General features: G+C 65.5%; 22 protein-coding genes. 3 read left to right on the top strand and 19 right to left on the bottom strand.

Translation table 11 applies throughout. The annotated features are described in order from the left end of the window. From hypD to A9W99_RS10595, 17 genes are all read right to left on the bottom strand, one after another. Nucleotides 1-1,137, bottom strand: a complete 1,137-nt coding sequence (hypD, locus tag A9W99_RS10670; RefSeq protein WP_067376709.1) for a hydrogenase formation protein HypD — start codon at nt 1,135-1,137, stop codon at nt 1-3. Between the two features lie 9 nt (nt 1,138-1,146). Then, the gene (locus A9W99_RS10665; RefSeq protein ID WP_067376706.1) at nt 1,147-1,419 is read right to left on the bottom strand and encodes a HypC/HybG/HupF family hydrogenase formation chaperone; all 273 of its coding nucleotides are present in this window, start codon (nt 1,417-1,419) and stop codon (nt 1,147-1,149) included. A 24-nt stretch (nt 1,420-1,443) separates the two neighbouring features. Then, the gene (gene hypE, locus A9W99_RS10660; RefSeq protein ID WP_067376703.1) at nt 1,444-2,556 is read right to left on the bottom strand and encodes a hydrogenase expression/formation protein HypE; all 1,113 of its coding nucleotides are present in this window, start codon (nt 2,554-2,556) and stop codon (nt 1,444-1,446) included. Further along, entirely contained in the window at nt 2,553-3,218 is a 666-nt protein-coding gene (locus A9W99_RS10655; RefSeq protein ID WP_067376700.1) for an SIS domain-containing protein, read from the bottom strand. Before A9W99_RS10655 ends, hypE begins: the two co-directional genes overlap by 4 nt. Continuing rightward, entirely contained in the window at nt 3,215-3,934 is a 720-nt protein-coding gene (locus A9W99_RS10650) for a HypC/HybG/HupF family hydrogenase formation chaperone (RefSeq protein ID WP_067376698.1), read from the bottom strand. Before A9W99_RS10650 ends, A9W99_RS10655 begins: the two co-directional genes overlap by 4 nt. Continuing rightward, nucleotides 3,931-6,300, bottom strand: a complete 2,370-nt coding sequence (gene hypF, locus A9W99_RS10645; RefSeq protein ID WP_067376694.1) for a carbamoyltransferase HypF — start codon at nt 6,298-6,300, stop codon at nt 3,931-3,933. Before hypF ends, A9W99_RS10650 begins: the two co-directional genes overlap by 4 nt. Before the next feature lies 1 nt (nt 6,301). Continuing rightward, nucleotides 6,302-6,556 (bottom strand): HypC/HybG/HupF family hydrogenase formation chaperone, encoded by a 255-nt coding sequence (locus tag A9W99_RS10640; RefSeq protein WP_067376691.1) that lies wholly within the window; start codon nt 6,554-6,556, stop codon nt 6,302-6,304. 4 nt (nt 6,557-6,560) lie between these two features. Continuing rightward, entirely contained in the window at nt 6,561-7,061 is a 501-nt protein-coding gene (locus A9W99_RS10635; protein WP_067376687.1) for a hydrogenase maturation protease, read from the bottom strand. A gap of 15 nt (nt 7,062-7,076) precedes the next feature. Then, nucleotides 7,077-7,196 carry a hypothetical protein gene (locus A9W99_RS27730; protein WP_371514945.1) on the bottom strand — a complete coding sequence of 40 codons (120 nt, stop codon included), beginning with the start codon at nt 7,194-7,196 and terminating at the stop codon, nt 7,077-7,079. Continuing rightward, nucleotides 7,184-8,545, bottom strand: coding sequence for a hypothetical protein (locus tag A9W99_RS10630; protein WP_067376684.1), 1,362 nt, complete (start codon nt 8,543-8,545; stop codon nt 7,184-7,186). Before A9W99_RS10630 ends, A9W99_RS27730 begins: the two co-directional genes overlap by 13 nt. Next, nucleotides 8,542-9,198, bottom strand: coding sequence for a DUF6084 family protein (locus A9W99_RS10625; RefSeq protein ID WP_067376681.1), 657 nt, complete (start codon nt 9,196-9,198; stop codon nt 8,542-8,544). The genes A9W99_RS10630 and A9W99_RS10625 overlap by 4 nt, the downstream gene beginning before the upstream one ends. Beyond that, a complete protein-coding gene (locus A9W99_RS10620) occupies nt 9,195-9,842 on the bottom strand; it encodes a DUF5947 family protein (RefSeq protein WP_067376678.1) in 648 nt (215 codons plus the stop codon). Before A9W99_RS10620 ends, A9W99_RS10625 begins: the two co-directional genes overlap by 4 nt. Beyond that, entirely contained in the window at nt 9,839-10,726 is an 888-nt protein-coding gene (locus A9W99_RS10615; RefSeq protein WP_067376676.1) for a NifU family protein, read from the bottom strand. The genes A9W99_RS10620 and A9W99_RS10615 overlap by 4 nt, the downstream gene beginning before the upstream one ends. A gap of 3 nt (nt 10,727-10,729) precedes the next feature. Then, nucleotides 10,730-12,529 (bottom strand): nickel-dependent hydrogenase large subunit, encoded by a 1,800-nt coding sequence (locus A9W99_RS10610; protein ID WP_067376673.1) that lies wholly within the window; start codon nt 12,527-12,529, stop codon nt 10,730-10,732. Nucleotides 12,530-12,604: 75 nt separating this feature from the next. Beyond that, nucleotides 12,605-13,660, bottom strand: a complete 1,056-nt coding sequence (locus A9W99_RS10605; RefSeq protein WP_067376670.1) for a hydrogenase expression protein HypE — start codon at nt 13,658-13,660, stop codon at nt 12,605-12,607. Between the two features lie 211 nt (nt 13,661-13,871). Further along, nucleotides 13,872-14,654 (bottom strand): hydrogenase nickel incorporation protein HypB, encoded by a 783-nt coding sequence (hypB, locus tag A9W99_RS10600; RefSeq protein ID WP_067376667.1) that lies wholly within the window; start codon nt 14,652-14,654, stop codon nt 13,872-13,874. A 28-nt stretch (nt 14,655-14,682) separates the two neighbouring features. Further along, complete coding sequence (locus A9W99_RS10595) at nt 14,683-15,018, bottom strand: hydrogenase maturation nickel metallochaperone HypA (RefSeq protein WP_067376664.1); 336 nt, start codon at nt 15,016-15,018, stop codon at nt 14,683-14,685. Between the two features lie 90 nt (nt 15,019-15,108). Between A9W99_RS10595 and A9W99_RS10590 the strand changes: the two genes are divergently transcribed. Beyond that, the gene (locus tag A9W99_RS10590; protein ID WP_067376661.1) at nt 15,109-15,441 is read left to right on the top strand and encodes a hypothetical protein; all 333 of its coding nucleotides are present in this window, start codon (nt 15,109-15,111) and stop codon (nt 15,439-15,441) included. 21 nt (nt 15,442-15,462) lie between these two features. After that, nucleotides 15,463-16,554 carry a hypothetical protein gene (locus A9W99_RS10585; RefSeq protein ID WP_067376657.1) on the top strand — a complete coding sequence of 364 codons (1,092 nt, stop codon included), beginning with the start codon at nt 15,463-15,465 and terminating at the stop codon, nt 16,552-16,554. A 7-nt stretch (nt 16,555-16,561) separates the two neighbouring features. Here the strand turns inward: A9W99_RS10585 and A9W99_RS10580 are convergent, their stop codons facing one another. Next, a complete protein-coding gene (locus tag A9W99_RS10580) occupies nt 16,562-17,674 on the bottom strand; it encodes a HoxN/HupN/NixA family nickel/cobalt transporter (RefSeq protein WP_067376654.1) in 1,113 nt (370 codons plus the stop codon). A 142-nt stretch (nt 17,675-17,816) separates the two neighbouring features. Here A9W99_RS10580 and A9W99_RS10575 point away from each other — a divergent pair, with 142 nt between their 5' ends. Beyond that, nucleotides 17,817-18,296, top strand: coding sequence for a Fur family transcriptional regulator (locus A9W99_RS10575; protein WP_067376651.1), 480 nt, complete (start codon nt 17,817-17,819; stop codon nt 18,294-18,296). Here A9W99_RS10575 and mtr read toward each other — a convergent pair. Next, nucleotides 18,279-19,658: a mycothione reductase gene (gene mtr / locus A9W99_RS10570; protein WP_067376648.1), complete on the bottom strand. Its 1,380-nt coding sequence runs from the start codon at nt 19,656-19,658 to the stop codon at nt 18,279-18,281. The two genes, A9W99_RS10575 and mtr, sit on opposite strands and share 18 nt — an antisense overlap. Nucleotides 19,659-19,660 lie beyond the last annotated feature (2 nt).

Genomic DNA, 19,660 nt, shown 5'->3' with positions numbered 1-19,660 from the left:
TCAGCCGCGTCCGGACTGCCCCACCAGCTTGACCGCGTCCCGGTGCAAGCGGCCGAAATTGTAGTAAGCCGCGCATGCTCCCTCGGGCGACACCATGCACGTGCCGATCGGTGTCTCCGGTGTACATGCCGTGCCGAAAACCTTGCACTCCCAAGGCTTGAGCACACCCTTGAGTACCTCGCCGCACTGACATGCCTTGGGGTCGGCGACCCGCACACCGGGCATCGCGAACCGCAGTTCGGCGTCGAACTCCGCGAAGTCGTCGTGTAGCCGCAGCGCGCTCTGCGAAATGAAACCAAGCCCACGCCACTCGAAGTGCGGGCGCAACGCGAACACCTTGCCCATGAGCGCCAGTGCGGCCGGGTTCCCTTGCTCGGGGACCACCCGCTTGTACTGGTTCTCCACCTCGCACCGGCCCTCGCGGATCTGCCGCAGCAGCATGGCGACCGCGGCCAAGATGTCCAGTGGCTCAAAGCCCGCCACCACCAACGGCTTTCGGTACACTTCCGGCACGAACCGGTACGGCCGGTTGCCGACGACGGTCGAAACGTGCCCCGGGCCGATGAAACCGGACAGCCGCAGATCGGGTGATTCCAAGATGGCCTTGATCGGCGGCACGATCATGACGTGATTGCAGAAGACGCTGAAATTGCGCAGTCCCAGGTCGCGGGCGCGCACCAGAGTGACCGCGGTCGAAGGCGCGGTGGTCTCGAAGCCGATGGCGAAGAACACCACCCGCTTTTCGGGGTTGTCGACCGCGATCTTGAGCGCGTCCAGCGGGGAGTAGACGAATCGCACGTCGGCGCCTCGGGCCTTGGCGTCCAGCAGGCTGCCGGCCGAACCCGGCACCCGCATCATGTCACCGAAGCAGGTGAAAATGACGTCGGGCTGTCCGGCCAGCCACATCGCGTCGTCGATGCGGCCCATCGGGATCACGCAGACGGGGCAACCCGGGCCGTGTACCAGTTCGACATTCTCCGGTAGCAGGTGCTCGATGCCGTGCCGGTAGATGGTGTGCGTGTGGCCGCCGCACACCTCCATGAACTTGAAGTGTTCGTCAGGACCCGCCAAGTGCCCTATGGCGGTCAACAATTTGCGGGCGGCGGCCGGGTCACGGAATTCGTCGACGAATTTCATTGCGGTTCCTTACACAATGGCAGAGGAGTCGAAGGCTTCGATCTCGGTCGTATAGGTGTCACCGAGTTTTTGGACGGCGGCCAATGTCAGCAACGCTTCGGTTTCGTCGATCTTGGCCATCGCGAAGCCGACATGTACCAGCACCCAGTCGTCGGGCTCGGGCATGTCGTTCTCCAGCAGGCGCACGCTGATCGTGCGCTGCACGCCGCTGACGTCGACCTTCGCCAGATAGTTTGCGGGGTCGGTGATCTCAACGATCCGGCCCGGAATGCCGAGACACATGGCAAGCCACCTCCTTTTCTGAGTTCAGCAGATTCGTGGCAGTGGGTCCCCGACCAGCATGTCGACAATCCGCGTGCCGCCGAATCCGGTACGCAGCACCACGCTTTCGGCAGGTTCGGCGACGATCTCGCCGACTTCGGCGGCATCGGCCCCCAATGGATGCGACCGCAACGCGGCCAACCCGGCGTCGGCCTCTTCCGGTGCGACGACGGCGACGAACTTGCCCTCGTTGGCGACGTAGAGGGGGTCGATGCCGAGTAGCTCACATGCACCGCTGACCATGGGCCGCAACGGAAGTCGCTCCTCTTCGAGCAGCACCCCGAGTCCGCAGGCATGCGCCAATTCGTTGCAGACGGTGCCCACCCCGCCGCGAGTGGCGTCGCGCAGCCAACGGGTGGACGGCGCGGCCGTCATCAACAGTTCCACCAGCGGGCTGACGGCGGCGGTGTCGGACCGGATGTCGGCCTCGATGGCCAGGTCGCCGCGGGCGAGCATGACGGACATGCCGTGATCGCCCATCGTTCCGGACAGCAGCACCTTGTCGCCGGCGCACACCGCCCGCGCCGACAGCCGCCGGCCCGCCGGAATGACGCCGGCCCCGGTGGTGGTGACGAACAGCCCGTCGGCGGCACCTTTGGGCACCACTTTGGTGTCACCGGTGACGATTTGCACGCCCGCTTGCGCGGCTGCGGCCGCCATATCCGCGACGATCTCCTTGAGTTCCGCGATCGGGAAGCCCTCTTCGAGCACGAATGCCGCGGAGACCCAGGACGGTACGGCTCCGGCCATGGCCAGATCGTTGCAGGTGCCGTTCACCGCGAGCTCCCCGATCGAGCCGCCGGGAAAACGCCTGGGCTGCACCACAAATGAATCCGTCGACATCGCCAGACGCTCACCACTCGGCAGGTTGAGCACCGCCCCGTCGCCGAGCGACTCGAGCAGCGGATTGCGGAACGCCTCCAGGAACACCGCGTCCACCAATGCAGCCGAGGCCTTACCGCCAGCTCCGTGCGCCAGCGTCACGTGCTCGTCGAGCAGTCGGGGACGACGCCGGCGGAAGGACTCGATCCGCTCGATCACCTCACCCTCGGCGAAACGTGGCCCGGAGGACAGGTATTCGCCTGCCGGCTTGCTCATGCCGCCCCCAGCCCTCGGTCGTAGCAATCATGTACCGCCAACCACAGTTGATATCCCAACAGCGCTTGCGATTCCTGGATCCGGTGCACGCTCTGCGAGCGAACGACGAAGCAGGCGTCCACATTCGGGTTGTTCACGAATGCGCCGCCGTCGTATCCGGCGAAGCCGATGGTGTACAGGCCGCCCTGCCGCGCCTCGGCCAGCGCGGTCAGCAGATTGGGTGAGCCGCCGCTGGTCGACATGGCGACGGCGATGTCGCCGGCCTTAGCGCGGGCGATCAATTGTCGGGCGAAGACCAGCTCGAACCCGACGTCGTTGCCCAGCGCGGTGATGATCGCCTGATCGGCGGTCAACGACCAGGCGGGCAGCGGTCTGCCCATCGGGGGACGGGCGAACAACCATGCCAAAGTGGTGCAATCGGTGCAGCTGCCACCGTTTCCAAAGGTGAACATCCTTCCGCCCGAGGCGAATCGGCGGGCCATCTCGGCGGCGGCCCGCGCGAGCAGGCCGGCGTTGGCGTCCAGCGTGGAGCGCCGCAGCGCCAGGCTCTCGGCCGCTTTGGCCTGCGCGGAGGCGGTCAGGTCGGCGAGCAGCGACTGAGCATCGTCCTCCTGCGCATCGATGAACGGGTAGAGGAAGTTGGTGGGTTCGTCGTGGCTCATGGACCGTCCTCCTCGACGCGGCTGATCGCCATCCCGGCGTGCACCAGCACCAAATCTCCCGCCCCGACCGGACCGACCAGCGTGGTCACCACGTTCTCGACGCCACGTGCGGTGCGCACGGTGGCCGACCCCTCTGCTGATGCCGCCATCACCTCAGCCAGTCGGCCCTCGTCGCTGCAGGTGACGCAAACATCTTCGGAGCGTTCGGGTTTGAGCAGCCCGGAGTGCTCGAAACAAACGTGGGTCAACTCCCACAAGAGGTGGTAGAAGAGCACGAAGCCACCGGTCGCCGGAATCCGCGGATCGGGATCGTCCAGCCACAGCACGTGGTCGGCCAGGCCCGCTCTGGGCCGCGGCCCGCTGCCGATCCAGACGGTGCCGGCACCCCACGCCGGGCTGCGGCGCATCACCGAACACACCGCGGGGTCGTCGGCCGAAGAGACGGCAATCACGATGTCGCCGGGCCGGACCGACACCCGGACCAGGTCCACCAGGTCGGGTCCGGTCAGGGCGACGGCTGGCAGTGCACGTTTGCCCATGATCACCGGGTGTACGAACTCGACCGCGATGTGCATGGCATGGGGTTGCCACGACGGTGCGATGGACCACATGGTGGCCCCGGCCGCGAATCGCTTGGCCAGGGTGAACGCGGTGGCGGCCAGGTCTGCTGTTAGTTCTGCGCCCAAGCCGCGGTCGATCGCGGTGGTGGTGTTCAACGGTCAGCCTCCTCCCGTGCGGTCAGCATCGAGATCGCCGCCTGGCCCAACGACAGCCCACCGTCGTTGGGGGGCACCAGTTGATGAGTCAGGACTTCAAAACCATTTCGCTGCAACCGTTCCCGGCACTCCCGTAGCAGCAGCACATTCTGGAACACACCGCCGGTGAGCCCAACCGCCCGCACCGTGCCGGCAACCTGGCGGACCACGGTGGCGACGGCGTCCGCGACCGCCCGGTGGAACGCCGCCGCCAGGGGTGCCGGCTGCTCGCCAGCGTTAAGGGCCGACACCAGCTCTTGCATCATGGCAGCGGGATCGATCACGTTGTCGGGACGCACCGTCAACGACAGCGATGGCATGGGCCGCGCCGAGTCGTGAACCGAGTCGGCCAAAGTTTCGAGTTCGATTGCGGCCTGCCCCTCGTAGTCGATCCGGTGCCGCACCCCGAGCAACGAGGCGACCGCATCAAACAGCCGGCCCATGCTCGAACACGGCACACACCCGGTCATGCTCTCCAATTGCGAACGGATCAGGCGTAATTCGTCTGGGGTGGCCGCCGCGACCGGCGGCAGGCGTGGGGTCCAGTCGATGCCGGCCATCCATAGTTGGGACAGCGCCATCCGCCATGGATTGCGCACCGCGGCGTCACCGCCTGGCAGTGGGACCGGCAACAGGTGGCCGGCCCGAACGAACCGGTGACTGTCGTGTCCGAGCCGCAGGATCTCCCCGCCCCAGATCGTCTGGTCGCAGCCGTAGCCGGTGCCGTCGAAGGCGACTCCGATGACGGGTTCACCGATGCGGCCGTGCTCGGCGAGCAGCGACACCACATGCGCGTGATGGTGCTGGACCAGATCCAGCGGCCGTCCCCCCGCGTGCCGCTCAGCCCAACTGCGGGTGTGATACCCCGGATGCAGGTCGGCAGCTACTCGGACTGGGCTGCAACGTAATTCGCTGAGCTGCCGCACCGCGCGCTCGAACGCCCGCAGCGTCTCCCACGTTCCCATGTCGCCGATGTGCCCCGACAGGTAAGCGCGTGAGCCGTCGGTGAGGCAGAAGGTGTTCTTGAGTTCCCCGCCCACCGCCAACACGGCAGGTCCAGTGATGCCGAGATCGACAGGCAGCGGCGCGTAACCACGGGATCGCCGGATCGGCAGCTCGCCACCGCGTCTGCTCGCGCAGCTAAGAACGCGCACCACGGAGTCGTCACAGGGCACGTGTATCGGACGGTCATGATTCAGCACGGCGTCGCACAATGCGGGAAGTCGCTGTGCGGCATCGTCGTCGGTGAAGCAGATCGGTTCGTCGGAACGATTGGCGCTGGTGAGGACGAGCGCGTCCGGAACCGGTGCGTCGGTACCGGGTATGGGCGCCAGCAGCAGGTGATGGATCGGGGAGTAGGGCAGCATCAGCCCGAGCAGCGGGCTGCCTGGCGCGACCGCCGGAGCCACCGGTGCGCCGGAGCGCCGCCGCAGCAGCACGATCGGCCGGGCCGCACCGCGCAACACCGCGGCTTCGTTGCCGTCGACGAATGCGTAGCGCCGCGCGACGTCGAGATCACGCACGAGTATGGCGAAAGGCTTTGCCCCGCGCGCTTTTCGGGCCCGCAACGCGCTGACTGCCGCTTCGTCGTCGACAGCGCAGGCCAAATGATATCCACCAATTCCCTTGATCGCGACCACCGCACCAGTGCCCAGAGCCCGTTGGGTGGCAGCCAGCGCGGCATCGGCCCGGTCGATGCGGCCGTGCGCCGAGGAGAACCACAGCGACGGGCCGCAATCCGGGCAGGCTATCGGTTGGGCATGAAACCGGCGGTCGGCCGGATCATGGTATTCGGCCGCGCACCGCTCGCACATGGCGAAGCCCGACATTGTGGTGGCCCGACGGTCATACGGCAACGCGCCGATGATGGTGAACCGCGGTCCGCAATTGGTGCAGGTGACGAACGGGTGCCGGTAGCGTCGGTCGTTCGGGTCGAACAACTCGGCCACGCACTCGTCACAGGCCGCGACGTCGGGCGGGATCGGCGTTCCGGCACCGGCCGCGGTCCGGCTGGCCACGATACGGAACTGCTTGCCGCAGCCCGTTTCCGGCGCGACGTCGACGACCGAGACGGCGCTGATCCGCGCCAGTGGTGGTGCCTGGGCACGCAGCCGCTGGGCGAATTCGCCGACGCGTGCGTGGTGCCCCTGCACTTCGAGGAACACCGCTCCTGAATCGTTGCCGACGAAACCGGCCAGACCCAGCTCGGTGGCGATGCGGTGGACGAACGGACGAAAGCCGACTCCCTGGACCACACCGGTCACGGTGAAGCGCTGCCGAACATCGGCAGGTTCCGAAACCAAGGCGAGCACAGGGGTATCCGTCATTTCAGCCGGTCCCTGGGCCGCTGGGACCCCGGCCCATCAGTTCCAGGCCGGCCAGTGCCTGCTCGGCTCCGGCGCGGTCGGTCTTTTCGACCACGAAACCCATGTGGATGATCACCCAGTCGCCCGGTGCGAATGTCTCGTCGGGCAGCATGCCGACGTTGACCTTGCGCTGTTCCCCGGTGACGTCGACCAGTGCGAGTTGGCCGTGGTAACCCTCCAGCATCCGGATCACTTGACCGGGTATACCCAGGCACATATGTTCAACACTCCTTCTGCAGCGGCGCAGCGGTCGCCTGGGAGCGCAGCGCCGCGACGATCTCCTCCACCGCGCGGGCGGCGCGGGGCACGGCCTCGGCGACCGGATCGGTGAGACCGATCCCCTCCTCGACGTTTCCCGCCTCGCAGCCGACGACCACGGTGTAGGGCGGGCTGCCGCCCAGCGCGCGAAGGCTGGCGAACACCGCTTCCGGATCCATGCCGTGTGCATCCAAGCCCGATGCACTGGAATCTGTTTGGTGGTCTGCCTGGAAGACGTGCAGAGTGCCCGGGCGACCCCGGCTCGGAACCGCGTCGACGAGAACCAGCGTGTCCCAGTCCTCGAGCAGATCGTAGGCCAGATGCATGCCGCGGATGCCGTAATCGACGACGCGCACGGACTCGTCGTCTCGCGGTAGCTCGGCACGCCGAATCACTTCGGAGCCAAAGCCGTCGTCCCCCAGGAAGATATTGCCGATTCCGGCGACCAGAATGCGTGCTGCCATGGGCTGGTTACCCAGCTACATGCGCCTCAGCCTGAGATAGCGTTTAGCGTCAGGCAACGACACCAGTCCCATCGCCACCGCTGCCAGTACCACGATCGCCATGAGGGCAACGAACACCCAACCTAAGACTTCCATGTCGCATCCCTTTCGGTTGTTTCCCGTCCTGTCAAAGGCTCTATTTCGTCGGGTGAGAAGTACAGGTAGCGGCCATACCAGTCGTGCAGGTCGGCGGCCGGGTCGTCCTCCACCACCACACCGACATGTTTTTCACCTTCGACGTCCTCGTGGACGGACGTGACGATGGCCGTTTTGCCGGCGACGAAGATGTCTTGAGCGTCGGCATTTCGCCGCGGCCGCAATATGACCCGGCTGCCCCGGGCGACCGCTTTACCGTTCACCAGCACGGCGTCGATTTCCGGCCGAACGGCATTGTCGGCCAGCGGATCCCACCAGTCGACTCCCTCCGGAATCTCCGGGACCAGACCCGCGGCATGGTGCGGATCCCTGAGCACACCGTGCAGCCGCGCCATCGCTTCGGGCGACATGGCGTCACACTGGTCGATGATTTGCGCGGCCCGCGGATCGGTGGCGCGGGCTTGCGCCTTCTCCTCGTCGGTCATCGTCATCACCCGCAGGGTGAGTATTTCGTCGATCTCCGTGCAGTCATACAGCGCGGTATTGCTCTGTTCGGCGACTTCAGGATGATCGTAGAGAATGATGGGCGAAATCAGCAGGATGTCTTGGACTCCAAGCGGGCCGGCCAGCACCGGGAAGCACCGGTGGTGGCTGCAACGGGACACCGCGCCGGCCGCGGCGGGCGGTGGATCGATCATCGATATGAATTGTCCACCAACGACTTCGGCGATGATGTGAGCGCCGATCAGTGAACGCGCAATCGCCTCGTTCTTATCGCGTGCGGGCTCGCCGACGTTGGTCAGTCGTGCCGAGACTCGTAGCAGGCTGCCGTCGGGCTCGGTGGATACGGTCAGCTCGCCAAGCACTTCCTGCCGCTCGCGGACCAGGCGGCCGCCGTCGACCGGCTCGATCTCGGTGTCTGCCGGAGCGGTCACCGGCAGCGTCCAGCGCTGTCCGGGCTCGTCGAATGCCAGCGGACCGAAGGACAGTTCACGTTCGACCGCCTCATCCCAGGTCAGCCATGACCCCGATGCGGTGGTCAGCTCGTCGACAGGGACGAACATGACCGGGCCTTCTGGGAATTCGCGTTCCGCGCGGCGGTGCTGCAACTGCAGGAACCGCACCGCCAGGGCGATCGCCTGGGCGCCGTCGACCAGGAACTGTGCGGCCAGCGTGTGGTCTTCGCCCAGGCCGGTAGCGGCAGCGCCGGGCGGTCCCAGAACGCCGAACTGCCAACGAGATTGGTTCTTGCTCGAGGTTCCCCGGTAAGGGTAGAGCAGATAGCCCTCGTACAGCACGGCGTCGGCGACGGCGCGGACGCGGTCCCAAGTTGATGACGCGGGTGTCACTGGGCGCCCTCCCGCTCGGAGGATTCGGCTATCAGCGTGGTGACCGCATGGTCGAGGTCCAGCATCCCGCGTGCCGACTTGTAACGGGAGAGCGCGGCGATGGTGTCGTGGTTCAGGCGCATCCAACCGGTGTTCGGATAGTGCTGGGCGATCAGGTCCCGCCACGCGCTGACCGGCATGTCGTAACGGTCCTCGCAGTCCCAGGACACCTGCTGGACCGAGAAGCCGCGTTCGGATTTGACGAAAACTGTCCCGCTGAACAGGAATTGAAGCGGCAAGGAGCCGTCGCGTAGCGCGTGCAGATACTTGGCAGCGGCAACCTCGAAGTCGTAGGTGCAGTCCAGCGAGAGCCCCACCGTGGTGTTGCCGGCGAACCCCGGCACCATCGCGCTGCAGTGCTGCCAGAGGAAGGTGCGTTGGGTGGTCGCCCAGCGCTGGCGGGGGCCGAACAGGTCAATCAACCCGGCGGCTTCGTCGTCGGAGTAGGAACGACGCAGCGGTTCGATACGGACCTGGCAGCGCAGCGCGATCGCGTGCACCGGATCGTCACTGTTCGTAGCGACACCGATGCGGGCGGTGAGGACCGGGGTGACGGTATACGGTTCGGGCGCTACGTCCAGAACAGTGAAGCTCAACTCGATTGGCTGCGTCATCGCGGCGCCTCCGGGTGCGTCCGCGCCGCGCGCGCCGCGACCTGGGTGAAGAAGTCGTCGATGAACTCCCGGGCCTCCTGTCCGCCGTCGAAGCCCCGCCACAGCATGCGCAGCCGTCCCACAAACTCGTAGCACACGTCGATCGGGACGAGATATGTCTGCGGTTGGGCCAATTCATCGCCCTCGGGCACCCGGACCAGCAACGCCTCCACATCGTCGGCCAATAGGTCGGTTCGAGAGTCTTTGCCGCGCAGCGTGTTCCAGTAGTCCAAGTCCAGTTCGGATTCGCATGCCCCGGCCGGTCCGGGATAGAAGGCGACGGTTCGGCCCAGCGCCGAGTTAGTGAAGAAGAATGCGACGCCGACCGGAATCTGCAGTGCCTCCCATGCGCGACGGTCGAGCGCGAAATCCGGGAACGCCAGGTACCGGTCGGGCACCGCCCGGTAGCGCAGTTCGGCGTGTGAGTCGGTGAACAGCAGGTAGCAGGCGCGGCAGACGCACATCAATTGGCGGCCTGCGACATTGACGACGTGCTGATGCTCCTCGGCGATCGGCTCGGAGCACATTTCACACCGCTCGCCGGCCGGGTCGGCGGGCTGCCGGTTGCTGGTAATGCGGGTGAGCACATCGTAAGGACTGGTCATGCCGGCACCCTCGTGCCTTCGCTCTGCAGCGCCACCGACAGCACGTCGTCACGAGTTAGCAGCGGCAGCGGCTCGAGGTGAACCCCGTTCGGACCCGCACCCGCATGCACGACGTCGAAATCCGTCTGGCAACGCGGGCAGCGCAGCAGCGCCTCGCGCAGTTGCGCACCGGCCAGCGAGTCTTGGCAGATCGGACAGTGGTCGCGGTAGGCCAAAGTCTGGTCACCTACCCGGCACGCCAGCATCGTCGTCTCCGCGACCAGAAAGCCGCCGACCTCACCGGCCTTCAACCCGGCCACCTCCGGCACCGGGTACCACCTGACGTGACCGTTCGAACGTAGCGGTGCCAACAGCGATTCCGTCGGGATGATGCCTGCGGGCGTCGCGGCCACCACCTCGATCGAGGAGATCTCCGGCGCCGCCGCCCGGACCGCGTCCTGCACGGCCAGCTCCAGCGTCACGGCTGACGACGGGCAGCTCTTGCAGCTACCCGTGAATGCCAACCGCGCGACGCCGTCGTCCGTTATCTCGCGCAGGTCCACATCGCCACCGTGCGAACCCAGGTAGGGCCGCACCCTATCCAGCGCATCGGACACCCGACGGTGCACATCGTGCGGGTGCAGCCCGTGCACCAGGAGCAGGCTGGCCACCAGGTCGTCGGTGGCCAGCCGCTCGGCCAATCCTCCATCAGGACTTGATGTTTCGGCGGCGAGCTGCATGATCCGTTCCAGCCCGGCCCCGTACAGCCCGACCACCTCCCGGACCAGTTCCTGGGCGCGTTCGTACGCGGTCGCACCTCCGGCCGCGCAGGAATCCAGCAGAGTCTGGATCCGATCGCCCGCCGTACGCCATTGCGTGCCAGGGCCTTCCGGGCGATCCGCCATCAGTCACTCCTCGACAGGCGACTGAGTCGGGGTGTGCAGTCTCTCCAGCGTCTTGCCCTTGCCCAGGTACATGTGCACACCGCAGGGCAGACACGGGTCGAAGCTGCGCACCGTGCGCATGACGTCGATGCCCTTGAAATTCTCCCGATCGTTCTCCTCGAATATCGGTTGGCCCTGGACCGCATCCTCGTAAGGGCCCGGCGTGCCGTAGCTGTCACGCGGGTTCGCGTTCCACGGGGTTGGTGGGTACGGATGGTAGTTGGCGATCTTGCCGTCCCGGATCACCATGTGGTGACTCAGCACGCCGCGGACCGCTTCGGTGAACCCGCAGCCGATGGCTTCGTCGGGCACCTCGAACTTCTCCCAGGTCTTGGTGCGCCCAGCGCGGATTTCCTCCAATGCCTTCTCGGCGAAGTGCAGCGCGCATGCCGCCGCGTAGGCCTGGAAGTACGTCCGCGCCCGGTCGCGTTCGATGGTGTTGCTGCCGTGTTGGGGGATCTTCCACTCCAATTCCACCGGACCCTTCAACACAGTCTTGGGCAGGTTGATCTGCACGCTGGAACCGGTCGCCTTGACGTATCCGATGTCGACCAGGCCGGCCAGCGCGGTCGCCCACAGTCGGGCCAGCGGGCCGCCGCCGGTGTCCAGCGCCAGGTGGTCCGTGCCGTCGAACCAGCGCGGCGACATGACCCAGCTGTACTTGCCACCGTCCATGTCCCGTTTCTGCGGGTGCGGGTTGGTGTGCTGGTTCCACGGGTGCCGCCGGTCCACCTGGTTGCCCAGCGGGTCGGTCTTGACGAACATCTCCTGGTCGGTCCAGTCGTCGTAATACGAACTGCCCAACAGGATTCGGATGCCGAGGTTGATATCCACCAGCGAGTGGGTGACCAGCTTGCCGTCCACCACCACGCCGGGGGTGACGAACATCGCGTTGCCCCAGCGCTCCATGTCCTTGTATGCGAAGTTGCAGACCTCGGGATCCTGGAAGGAGCCCCAGCAGCCGAGTAGCGTGCGCCGCAAACCGACCTTCTCGTAACCGGGCAGAGCCTCGTAGAAGAAGTCGAACAAGTCGTCGTGCATGGGGACGACCTTCTTCATGAACTCCACGTACCGCATCAGCCGGGTCATGTAGTCGGTCATCAACTGGACGGTCGCGACGGTGCCGACTCCGCCGGGGTACAGCGTGGACGGGTGCACGTGGCGACCTTCCATGAGGCAGAACATCTCTCGCGTCCAGCGGCTGACTTGCAGCGCCTCCCGGTAGAACTCGCCGCTGAATGGGTTGAGCGAGCGCATGATGTCGGCGATGGTCTTGTAGCCGTGCGCGTCGGCATGCGGCGCCGCGGTGTTTTCGGCCTTGGCCAGCACACCGGGGTTGGTCTCGGAGACCATCTTTTCGCAGAAGTCGACACCGACCAGGTTCTCCTGGAAGATGTTGTGGTCGAACATGTATTCCGCGGCCTCGCCGAGGTTGACGATCCACTCACCGAGGTGCGGCGGCTTGACGCCGTAGGCCATGTTCTGCGTGTAGCACGAACAGGTGGCGTGGTTGTCGCCGCAGATGCCGCAGATGCGGCTGGTGATGAAGTGAGCGTCGCGCGGGTCCTTGCCCTTCATGAAGATCGAGTAACCGCGGAAGATCGACGACGTGCTGTGGCACTCGACGACTTCTTTGTTCTCGAAATCGATCTTGGTGTAAATGCCGAGGCTGCCCACGATCCTGGTGATCGGGTCCCAGGCCATTTCGACGAGTTGGCCGGGTTCCCGCTTGGATGCCGTCGGCTCCGGAATGATGGTTGTCATCGAACTATTACTCTCTTGCTCTGTGCCCAAGGGGCTTTGTCTTGAACGAGTCTGGTGAGAATGGAGCGGCGTGGGCTACCAGGTGCGGCGGGCTCCGCTTTCGAGTTTGGTGCCCTTACGGCGCCAGCTCGGCTCCTTGTCCAGGGTCCGGTTGGTGATCCCCCTCAGGTTGCGAATCACCGAGCCGTACAGACCCGACGCGGTTGTCGACACCTTGCCGCCCGGCGGCTCGTCCATGAACGGCATGAACTTGTCCGGGAAGCCGGGCATCGTGCACCCGATGCAGATGCCGCCGACGTTCGGGCAACCGCCGATGCCGTTGATCCACCCGCGCTTGGGCACGTTGCACTTGACAACCGGGCCCCAACAACCAAGTTTGACAATGCATTTCGGCGAACCGTACTCGGTGGCGAAATCACCCTGCTCGTAGTAGCCGGCCCGGTCGCAGCCTTCGTGCACGGTGGCGCCGAACAACCAGCTGGGGCGCAGCGCGTCGTCGAGCGGAATCATCGGCGCCTGGCCGGTCGCCATGTAGAGCAGGTAGGTCAGCGTCTCGGAGAGGTTGTCCGGATGAATCGGGCAGCCCGGGACGCAGACGATCGGGATTCCAGCCTTGCTCTTCCAATCCCAGCCGAGGTAATCCGGCACACCCATCGCCCCGGTGGGGTTGCCGGCCATCGCGTGGATGCCGCCGTAGGTGGCGCAGGTCCCCACCGCGACGACCGCGGTGGCTTTAGGCGTCAACCGGTCGAGCCACTCGCTGGTGGTCATCGGCTGATTGGTTGCCGGGTCGTTGCCGAACCCGCACCAGTAGCCCTCTTCCTTGATCTTCTCGTTGGGAATGGACCCTTCGACGACCAGCACAAAGGGTTCCAGCTCGCCGCGATCGGCTTTGAAGAACCATTCGAGGAAGTCGTCCGCTCCTCCTGTGGGTCCGCATTCGAAGTCGATCAAGGGCCAGTGGACGGCGACCTGTGGCAGGCCGGGGAGCGCGCCTAATGCAATCTCCTCGACGCTGGGTTGGGTGGCGGCAGTCAACGCCACCGAGTCGCCATCACAACTGAGACCTGCGTTGATCCAGAGAACATGGATCAACGTTTCTTCCGCTTTGACTGCTGCTTCCGTTGGCATGATGCAGCTTTCCGGGGCGGGCTGACGCCCCTTGCGCTACCGGAGTCGACCGTCGGCCCACTTGCGCAGCGCTGTTTCTGGGTCTACCCCCGCTAACGAGCGTTGTCAATCGTTATCAGAGGTCCGCGGCCGGCCGAAAAATGTAGCTGGCCTATCGGGTTTCATTGTCTTGCAAGTCATTTGCAAAAAGGTCGGGAGGAGTTCGGTTGAACTAGTCATGCGGACCTTGGGTGAACCTCCGTAGCCAGCCGAACCAGGCATCCATGCCGGCGCCGGTGCGCGCGCTGACCGGCAGGATCGTCGCGGACGCATTGACTTCGCGCACATGCGCGATGTAGCGGTCGACGTCGACGTCCAGATGGGGCACCAGGTCAATTTTGTTGAGCAACACCAAATCCACCGATCGAAACATGACCGGGTACTTCAGCGGCTTGTCCTCGCCCTCGGTGACGGAGTAGACCATCGCCTTCGCGTGCTCGCCGACGTCGAACTCCGCCGGGCAGACCAGGTTGCCCACGTTTTCGATGATCACCAGGTCCAGTGCGGGCAGGTCGAGTCCCGGTAGCGCACGGTTGATCATCGGTGCGTCGAGATGGCACTCGCCGCCAAACCCATTGCTGGTGTTGAGCAGAGACACCTGAGCGCCGCGGCCGCTGAGCTTGGCGGCGTCCAGGTCAGTGGCGATGTCGCCTTCGATCACCCCAATCGCGAACTCGCGGGCCAGCGCGTCGAGGGTGGCCTGCAGCACCGTCGTCTTACCGGAGCCGGGCGAGCTCATTAGATTGAGCGCGCGGATCCCGTTGCTCTCGAACGCCGCTCGGTTGATATTGGCGCGGAAGTCATTCTCCGCGAAGATCGACTCCAGCACGTCGATCCGCTGGTTTCCGGTCTCATAGCCGTCAAAGTCACCGTGATCCCCACGGTCATGGTCATGATCGTGTTCATGTTCGTGACTGTGCACGGTGCCGTCGTCGTGTCGATGGAACCTACCCATGCTCAAACCTGTTCACAATGACCACCTTTCATGAGACGTCCATCGACGTCACCAAAAATTCGTTGCCGCGCAGCACCTCGACATCGGTGCTGTCACACTGCGGGCACCAGATCGACCACGCCGAGGCGATCTCCGATTGCCCGCCGCAGGACCGGCACTTCACCTCGGCTGTGACGCACTCGAGTTCGAGCTCCGCGTCGGGCATGCTCTCGGAATCCCGGACCAGGGTCCAGCAGAACGACAGCGATTCCGGCACTACTTGGCGCAGCGCGCCGATCCGGACCCGGACGACCTCGACGTGGCGTCCGTCGGCGTGTGCCTTGACCACACCGGCGATCGCTTCGCACAGCGACAATTCATGCACTGCCGGTCACCGGGATCCGCTCGCGGGAGAGGCCCATGAGCACTTTTCTACACCCGAATCGGCGCTACGCTTGATTCCACGAGGCGCATTGTGAATGTCGAAGAGTTATTCGCCTCGTTCGAGGCTCTGATCGAGGCGAACCGCCCCGCTCGCGATGATGTCGTGTATCTGGCGCGGCGCGGTGACGACTACGACTGGTGCATCGTCGGCACAGACGGTGCGAGCGGCGCGGTCGGTGATCCGGTTCCGCCGCGCGGCCAATCCGGGCCCGACGCCTGGATGTCCTTCTCCGCGGACTGGCCGAAGAACCGTAAGGAGTTGCGGGCCTTCTTCGGCGACCTGCTCGCCGAGCTGGAGTCCATGATCAGTCGCGCTGACCGGTGCCGCTGGCCGGTTGGCGAGCCCTGGCCACACGTCCATTGACCCTCCGGCACAGACCGCACCGTGAGCTACCGGATCACTGAAGACGACCGCGCCAGGTTCAAGCGGTGCCTGCGGCAGTGGGATTTCGCGTCGCCGCTCCGCCGTGACCTGGAGCCCGTCATTGATGCCGAGCCGGTGTTGTCCACGGTGCTCAAGGAAGCGCTCGCGGTCTATTACTTCCCGGGTACATGGGACTGGCAACCCGAGGTGAGGCAATCGCTGGTGCACAAGGCAGTTGTCCGCGCTCTGAACGAATCCAGTGCCGCCGGGGCGGCGCCCGATTCGCTTGCCGCCGCGACCACGCTCATCGACGCCTACGACGCGTGGGCCGGCACGGTCGACGACTTCGCCCCCGTGAAGATCGCCCACGACGTCCAAGCGCTGGTGCCTGACCCGGGCGACCCCGAACGCGGCCTGACGACTCCAGATGGATCCGCGGTGATGTATGCCTGCCGGATCGATCTACTCGCGGTCGACGCCGCTGACGAGTACTGGGTGGTCGTGCACCTGATCCGCAACGATTGGCAGGAGTCGGGTGCGTTGATCGATGACGAGGCGGCGCTGGCGGCCTGCTGGGCCTGGGAGCAGGAGTACCTGGGCATGGAGATCTCGGGCACGATTCACAACGAGGTGCGTCTCGGTGGCCCGCTCGAACCACCCATCGGCGCCGGGGCCAACCGTCCGCGGGTGCGCCAGAGCGAGCCCAGCGGTGGCGGTCGCGCGATTCCGCAACACCGTCGGCTGTCGGCGCGTACCTCTCGAAGTGACGAGACGGGGGGAAGTGAGAAGACGGGCCGGATCCTCCAGTCGGCCGCCGGTCCGCTGCGGCGAACCCGTATCCGGCGAAGCCGCGCCGAGGTCGCCGCCGTCGGATTGCGGATCGGCGCCGATGCGATCCAGATGTCCGGTGCGCCGCCCATCAGCCCGACCTTCGGCGCACATTGCCAGACGTGCGAATTCAGCGCACCGTGCCTGGCCCTTGTCGCGGGCGCGGACCCGGAACCGATGCTGGCGGCGAGCTATCGCCGGCATCCCGCCGAGGATCAGCGCAAACCGCGGCTGGGTCAGTCGACTTGGGGCTTCGGCCGGGGAGCTGCGCCGCCGTGGCGGTGATTGCGCTTCAGCGTTCGGCCGCGGGCGTCCACCGCTCTTCGATGCGGCTGTAACGCCATACCAACACGGCCACAGCCCAAGTGACCACGAACATGCCGACGACTGCGAAGCCGACCATGTTCATGTCGAGGCCGCCAAGCAGGTCCCAGAACGGTCCATGCCAGCCCAACTGGCGGGCGAACAAGCCCAGCAGTTCAATGCTCCCGATCAGCAGGGCGACGGCAACCGACAGCGCGGTGATGGTGATGTTGTAGTAGATCTTGCGCACCGGATTGGAAAACGCCCAACCGTAAGCGAAGTTCATGAACGTTCCGTCGATGGTGTCCAGCAGGCACATGCCGGCGGTGAACAGCACGGGCAGACACAGGATCGCGTACCACGGCAGCCCGGCCGCCGCGCTGGTGCCGGCCAGTACCAGCAACGCGATCTCGGTGGCGGTGTCGAATCCCAGCCCGAACAGCAACCCGATCGGGTACATGTGCCAGGACTTGGTGATCGATTTCGTGAAGCGGCCCAGGAGTCGGTTGATCAGTCCCCGGTTCTGCAGCTGCTGTTCGAGTTCGGCTTCGTTGTAATCGCCTCGACGCAACCGTGCGAACACCCGCAGAATGCCGACCAGGACGACGACGTTGAGGATGGCGATCAGATACAGAAACAGGCCCGAGATGCTGGTGCCGATCAGGCCGGTGTAGTGATGCAGAGTCGAGGAGTCGTCTTCGACCGGTCCGGCGATGGCCTTGAGCCCGGTCGCCAGCAGCACCGCCAGCCCGAACACCACCGTGGAATGCCCCAGTGAGAAGAAGAATCCGACGGCCAGCGGGCGCTGCCCGTCGCTCATCAGCTTGCGGGTGGTGTTGTCGATCGCGGCGATGTGGTCGGCGTCGAATGCATGCCGCAGGCCCAGGGTATAGGCCGTCACGCCGACACCGATGCCAAATGCCTTGCCGCCCAGGCTGAGTCCCGCAGGCTGCACGACGGACACCAGGATGATCCAGCCGATCAGATGCAAGGCGAGGATCACAGCGAACATGGATCCCAGCCGCCACCACTCCGCCGACGACAGGGCATTGCGCAAGCTGGACCACCGAGATGGGCGCCGGTCGAGCTCGGTGCTGGGCATTTGACCTTTCACATCGGGCAGAACGCAATAGTCCCGACTGTAGGTTCGGCCGGAACCTGCATGCAAGCGGCTTGCAGGACGGGCGCGGGGCTGATAGGGCGAAAAGCTGGCAATCCCCTGAATCCGGCGCGACACTGAACAGATGGGGCCCAAGCCCGCGCTCGACCCGGCCGTCACCGAGCGGCTCGGCGAATTTCTGCGCGTCCGTGGGCTGCGCCGGATGGCGTCGAGAATTCAGGTACTGGCCGTGCTCGAGCCGGTCAACGGCCACTTGCCGGTGGCCGAGATTCACCAGCGGGTGCGCGAAAGCCTGCCCGCCGGCGCCCACCCGCCCGATGTGGCGACCATCTATCGCACCGTGACCACGCTGGTCGAGCAGGACGTGCTGCACGCGTTGACCCTCGACTGCGGAGTGACCACGTATGGCCTGGCCACCGCCCCTCACCACCACGCGGTGTGCACCAGGTGCGAATCGATCATCGAAGTGCCCGCCCGACAGCTCAGCTCAGCGCTGGAACATGCGATGGAGGGCAGCTCATTCGCGCTGTCGGAGCGGGCCGGCCTCACCCTGCACGGCCTGTGCCCGCAGTGCCAAGAGAGCCCGTCAGCACAGCCCCAGTAACGCGTTTTCCACGACTTCGGGCAACGCGGGGTGTATCCAGTATTGGCCGCGCGCCATTTCGGCGGCGGTCAGCCCGAAACTCATCGCCTGGATCAGCGGCTGGATGATCGACGAAGCCTGGTAACCCATGATGTGTGCGCCCAGCAGGCACCCGCTGCGCCGGTCGGCGATGAGCTTGACGAATCCCGTGGTGTCCTCCATCGCCCAGCCGTACGCGACGTCGCCGTAGTCCTGGATCTTCACCGAGATGTCGAATCCGCGTGCAATGGCCTGGTTCTCGGTCAGTCCGACGGTGGCCAGCGGAGGATCGGTGAACACCGCCGATGGTACGAACCGATGGTCGGTGACCGCCATCGACTCGGTATCGTCCCAGTCGCAGAGCAGATTGTGCTGCACGACGCGCGCCTCGTGGTTGGCGACATGTTTGAGCTGATACGGCGACGACACGTCGCCGAGGGCGAAAACCCCGCGCGCAGAAGTCCGTTGATATTGGTCGACCGCCACACGGCCCCGTTCCACGTCGACGCCGGCCTGCTCGGCGTCCAGCAGATCGGCGTTGGACAGCCGGCCGGTCGCCACCAGGAGCATGTCGGCTTTCAGCGTGCAGCCGTCGTCGAGTTCCAGCGTCACGCCCGAGCCGTGGTTCACCCCGCCGACGATGTTGCGGTGCGTACGTAGTTCCCACTTGTTCGACGCGATACGGGTGAACCGCTCGCAGAGGGTGTCGTCGTAGTGGCGCAGTAGCGTGCTTCCCCTGACCACCAGCGTGACCCGTACCCCGAGCGCGGAGAAGATATGAGCGAATTCGGTTGCCACGAAGCCACTTCCGGCGATCACCAAGTGCTCTGGCAATTCGGCGATCCGCATCACGGTGTCGCTGGTCTGATACTTCACGCCCGAGGCGTGGATGGCTGGTGGAATCACCGGCCGCGAGCCGGCTGCGATCACCACCTGATCGGCGGTGAATTCCTCACCGGCATCGGTGCGTAACAGATAGCGCCCATCCGCCTGAACCGGCCCGAAGCGGGTGTGCCGGCTGTAGACGTCGACATTGGGCGCGGAGCGCCGATAGTCCTCGCCACCGAGCGCGATCGGATCGATGCGCCCGAAGACGCGCGAGACCATGTCACCCCACCGCACCCCGTCGAGGTGTGCGTCGATGCCGTAGCGCGCCGCGCCCTGGATCGTCTTGGCGACCTCAGCGGCGTAGACGAACATCTTTGTCGGGATGCATCCGACGTTCAGGCAGGTACCGCCGAACGTACCCTGCTCGCAGATCGCCACCCGCTTGCGGGCATATCGCTCGTCGAGAACGCTGTTGCCGGAACCGGTTCCGATGATGGCGATATCATAGGTTTCCATTG

The sequence above is a fragment of the Mycobacterium sp. 1164966.3 genome (assembly GCF_001665395.1).
Taxonomy (GTDB): Bacteria; Actinomycetota; Actinomycetes; order Mycobacteriales; family Mycobacteriaceae; genus Mycobacterium.
This window is presented reverse-complemented; position numbering and strand designations above follow the sequence as displayed.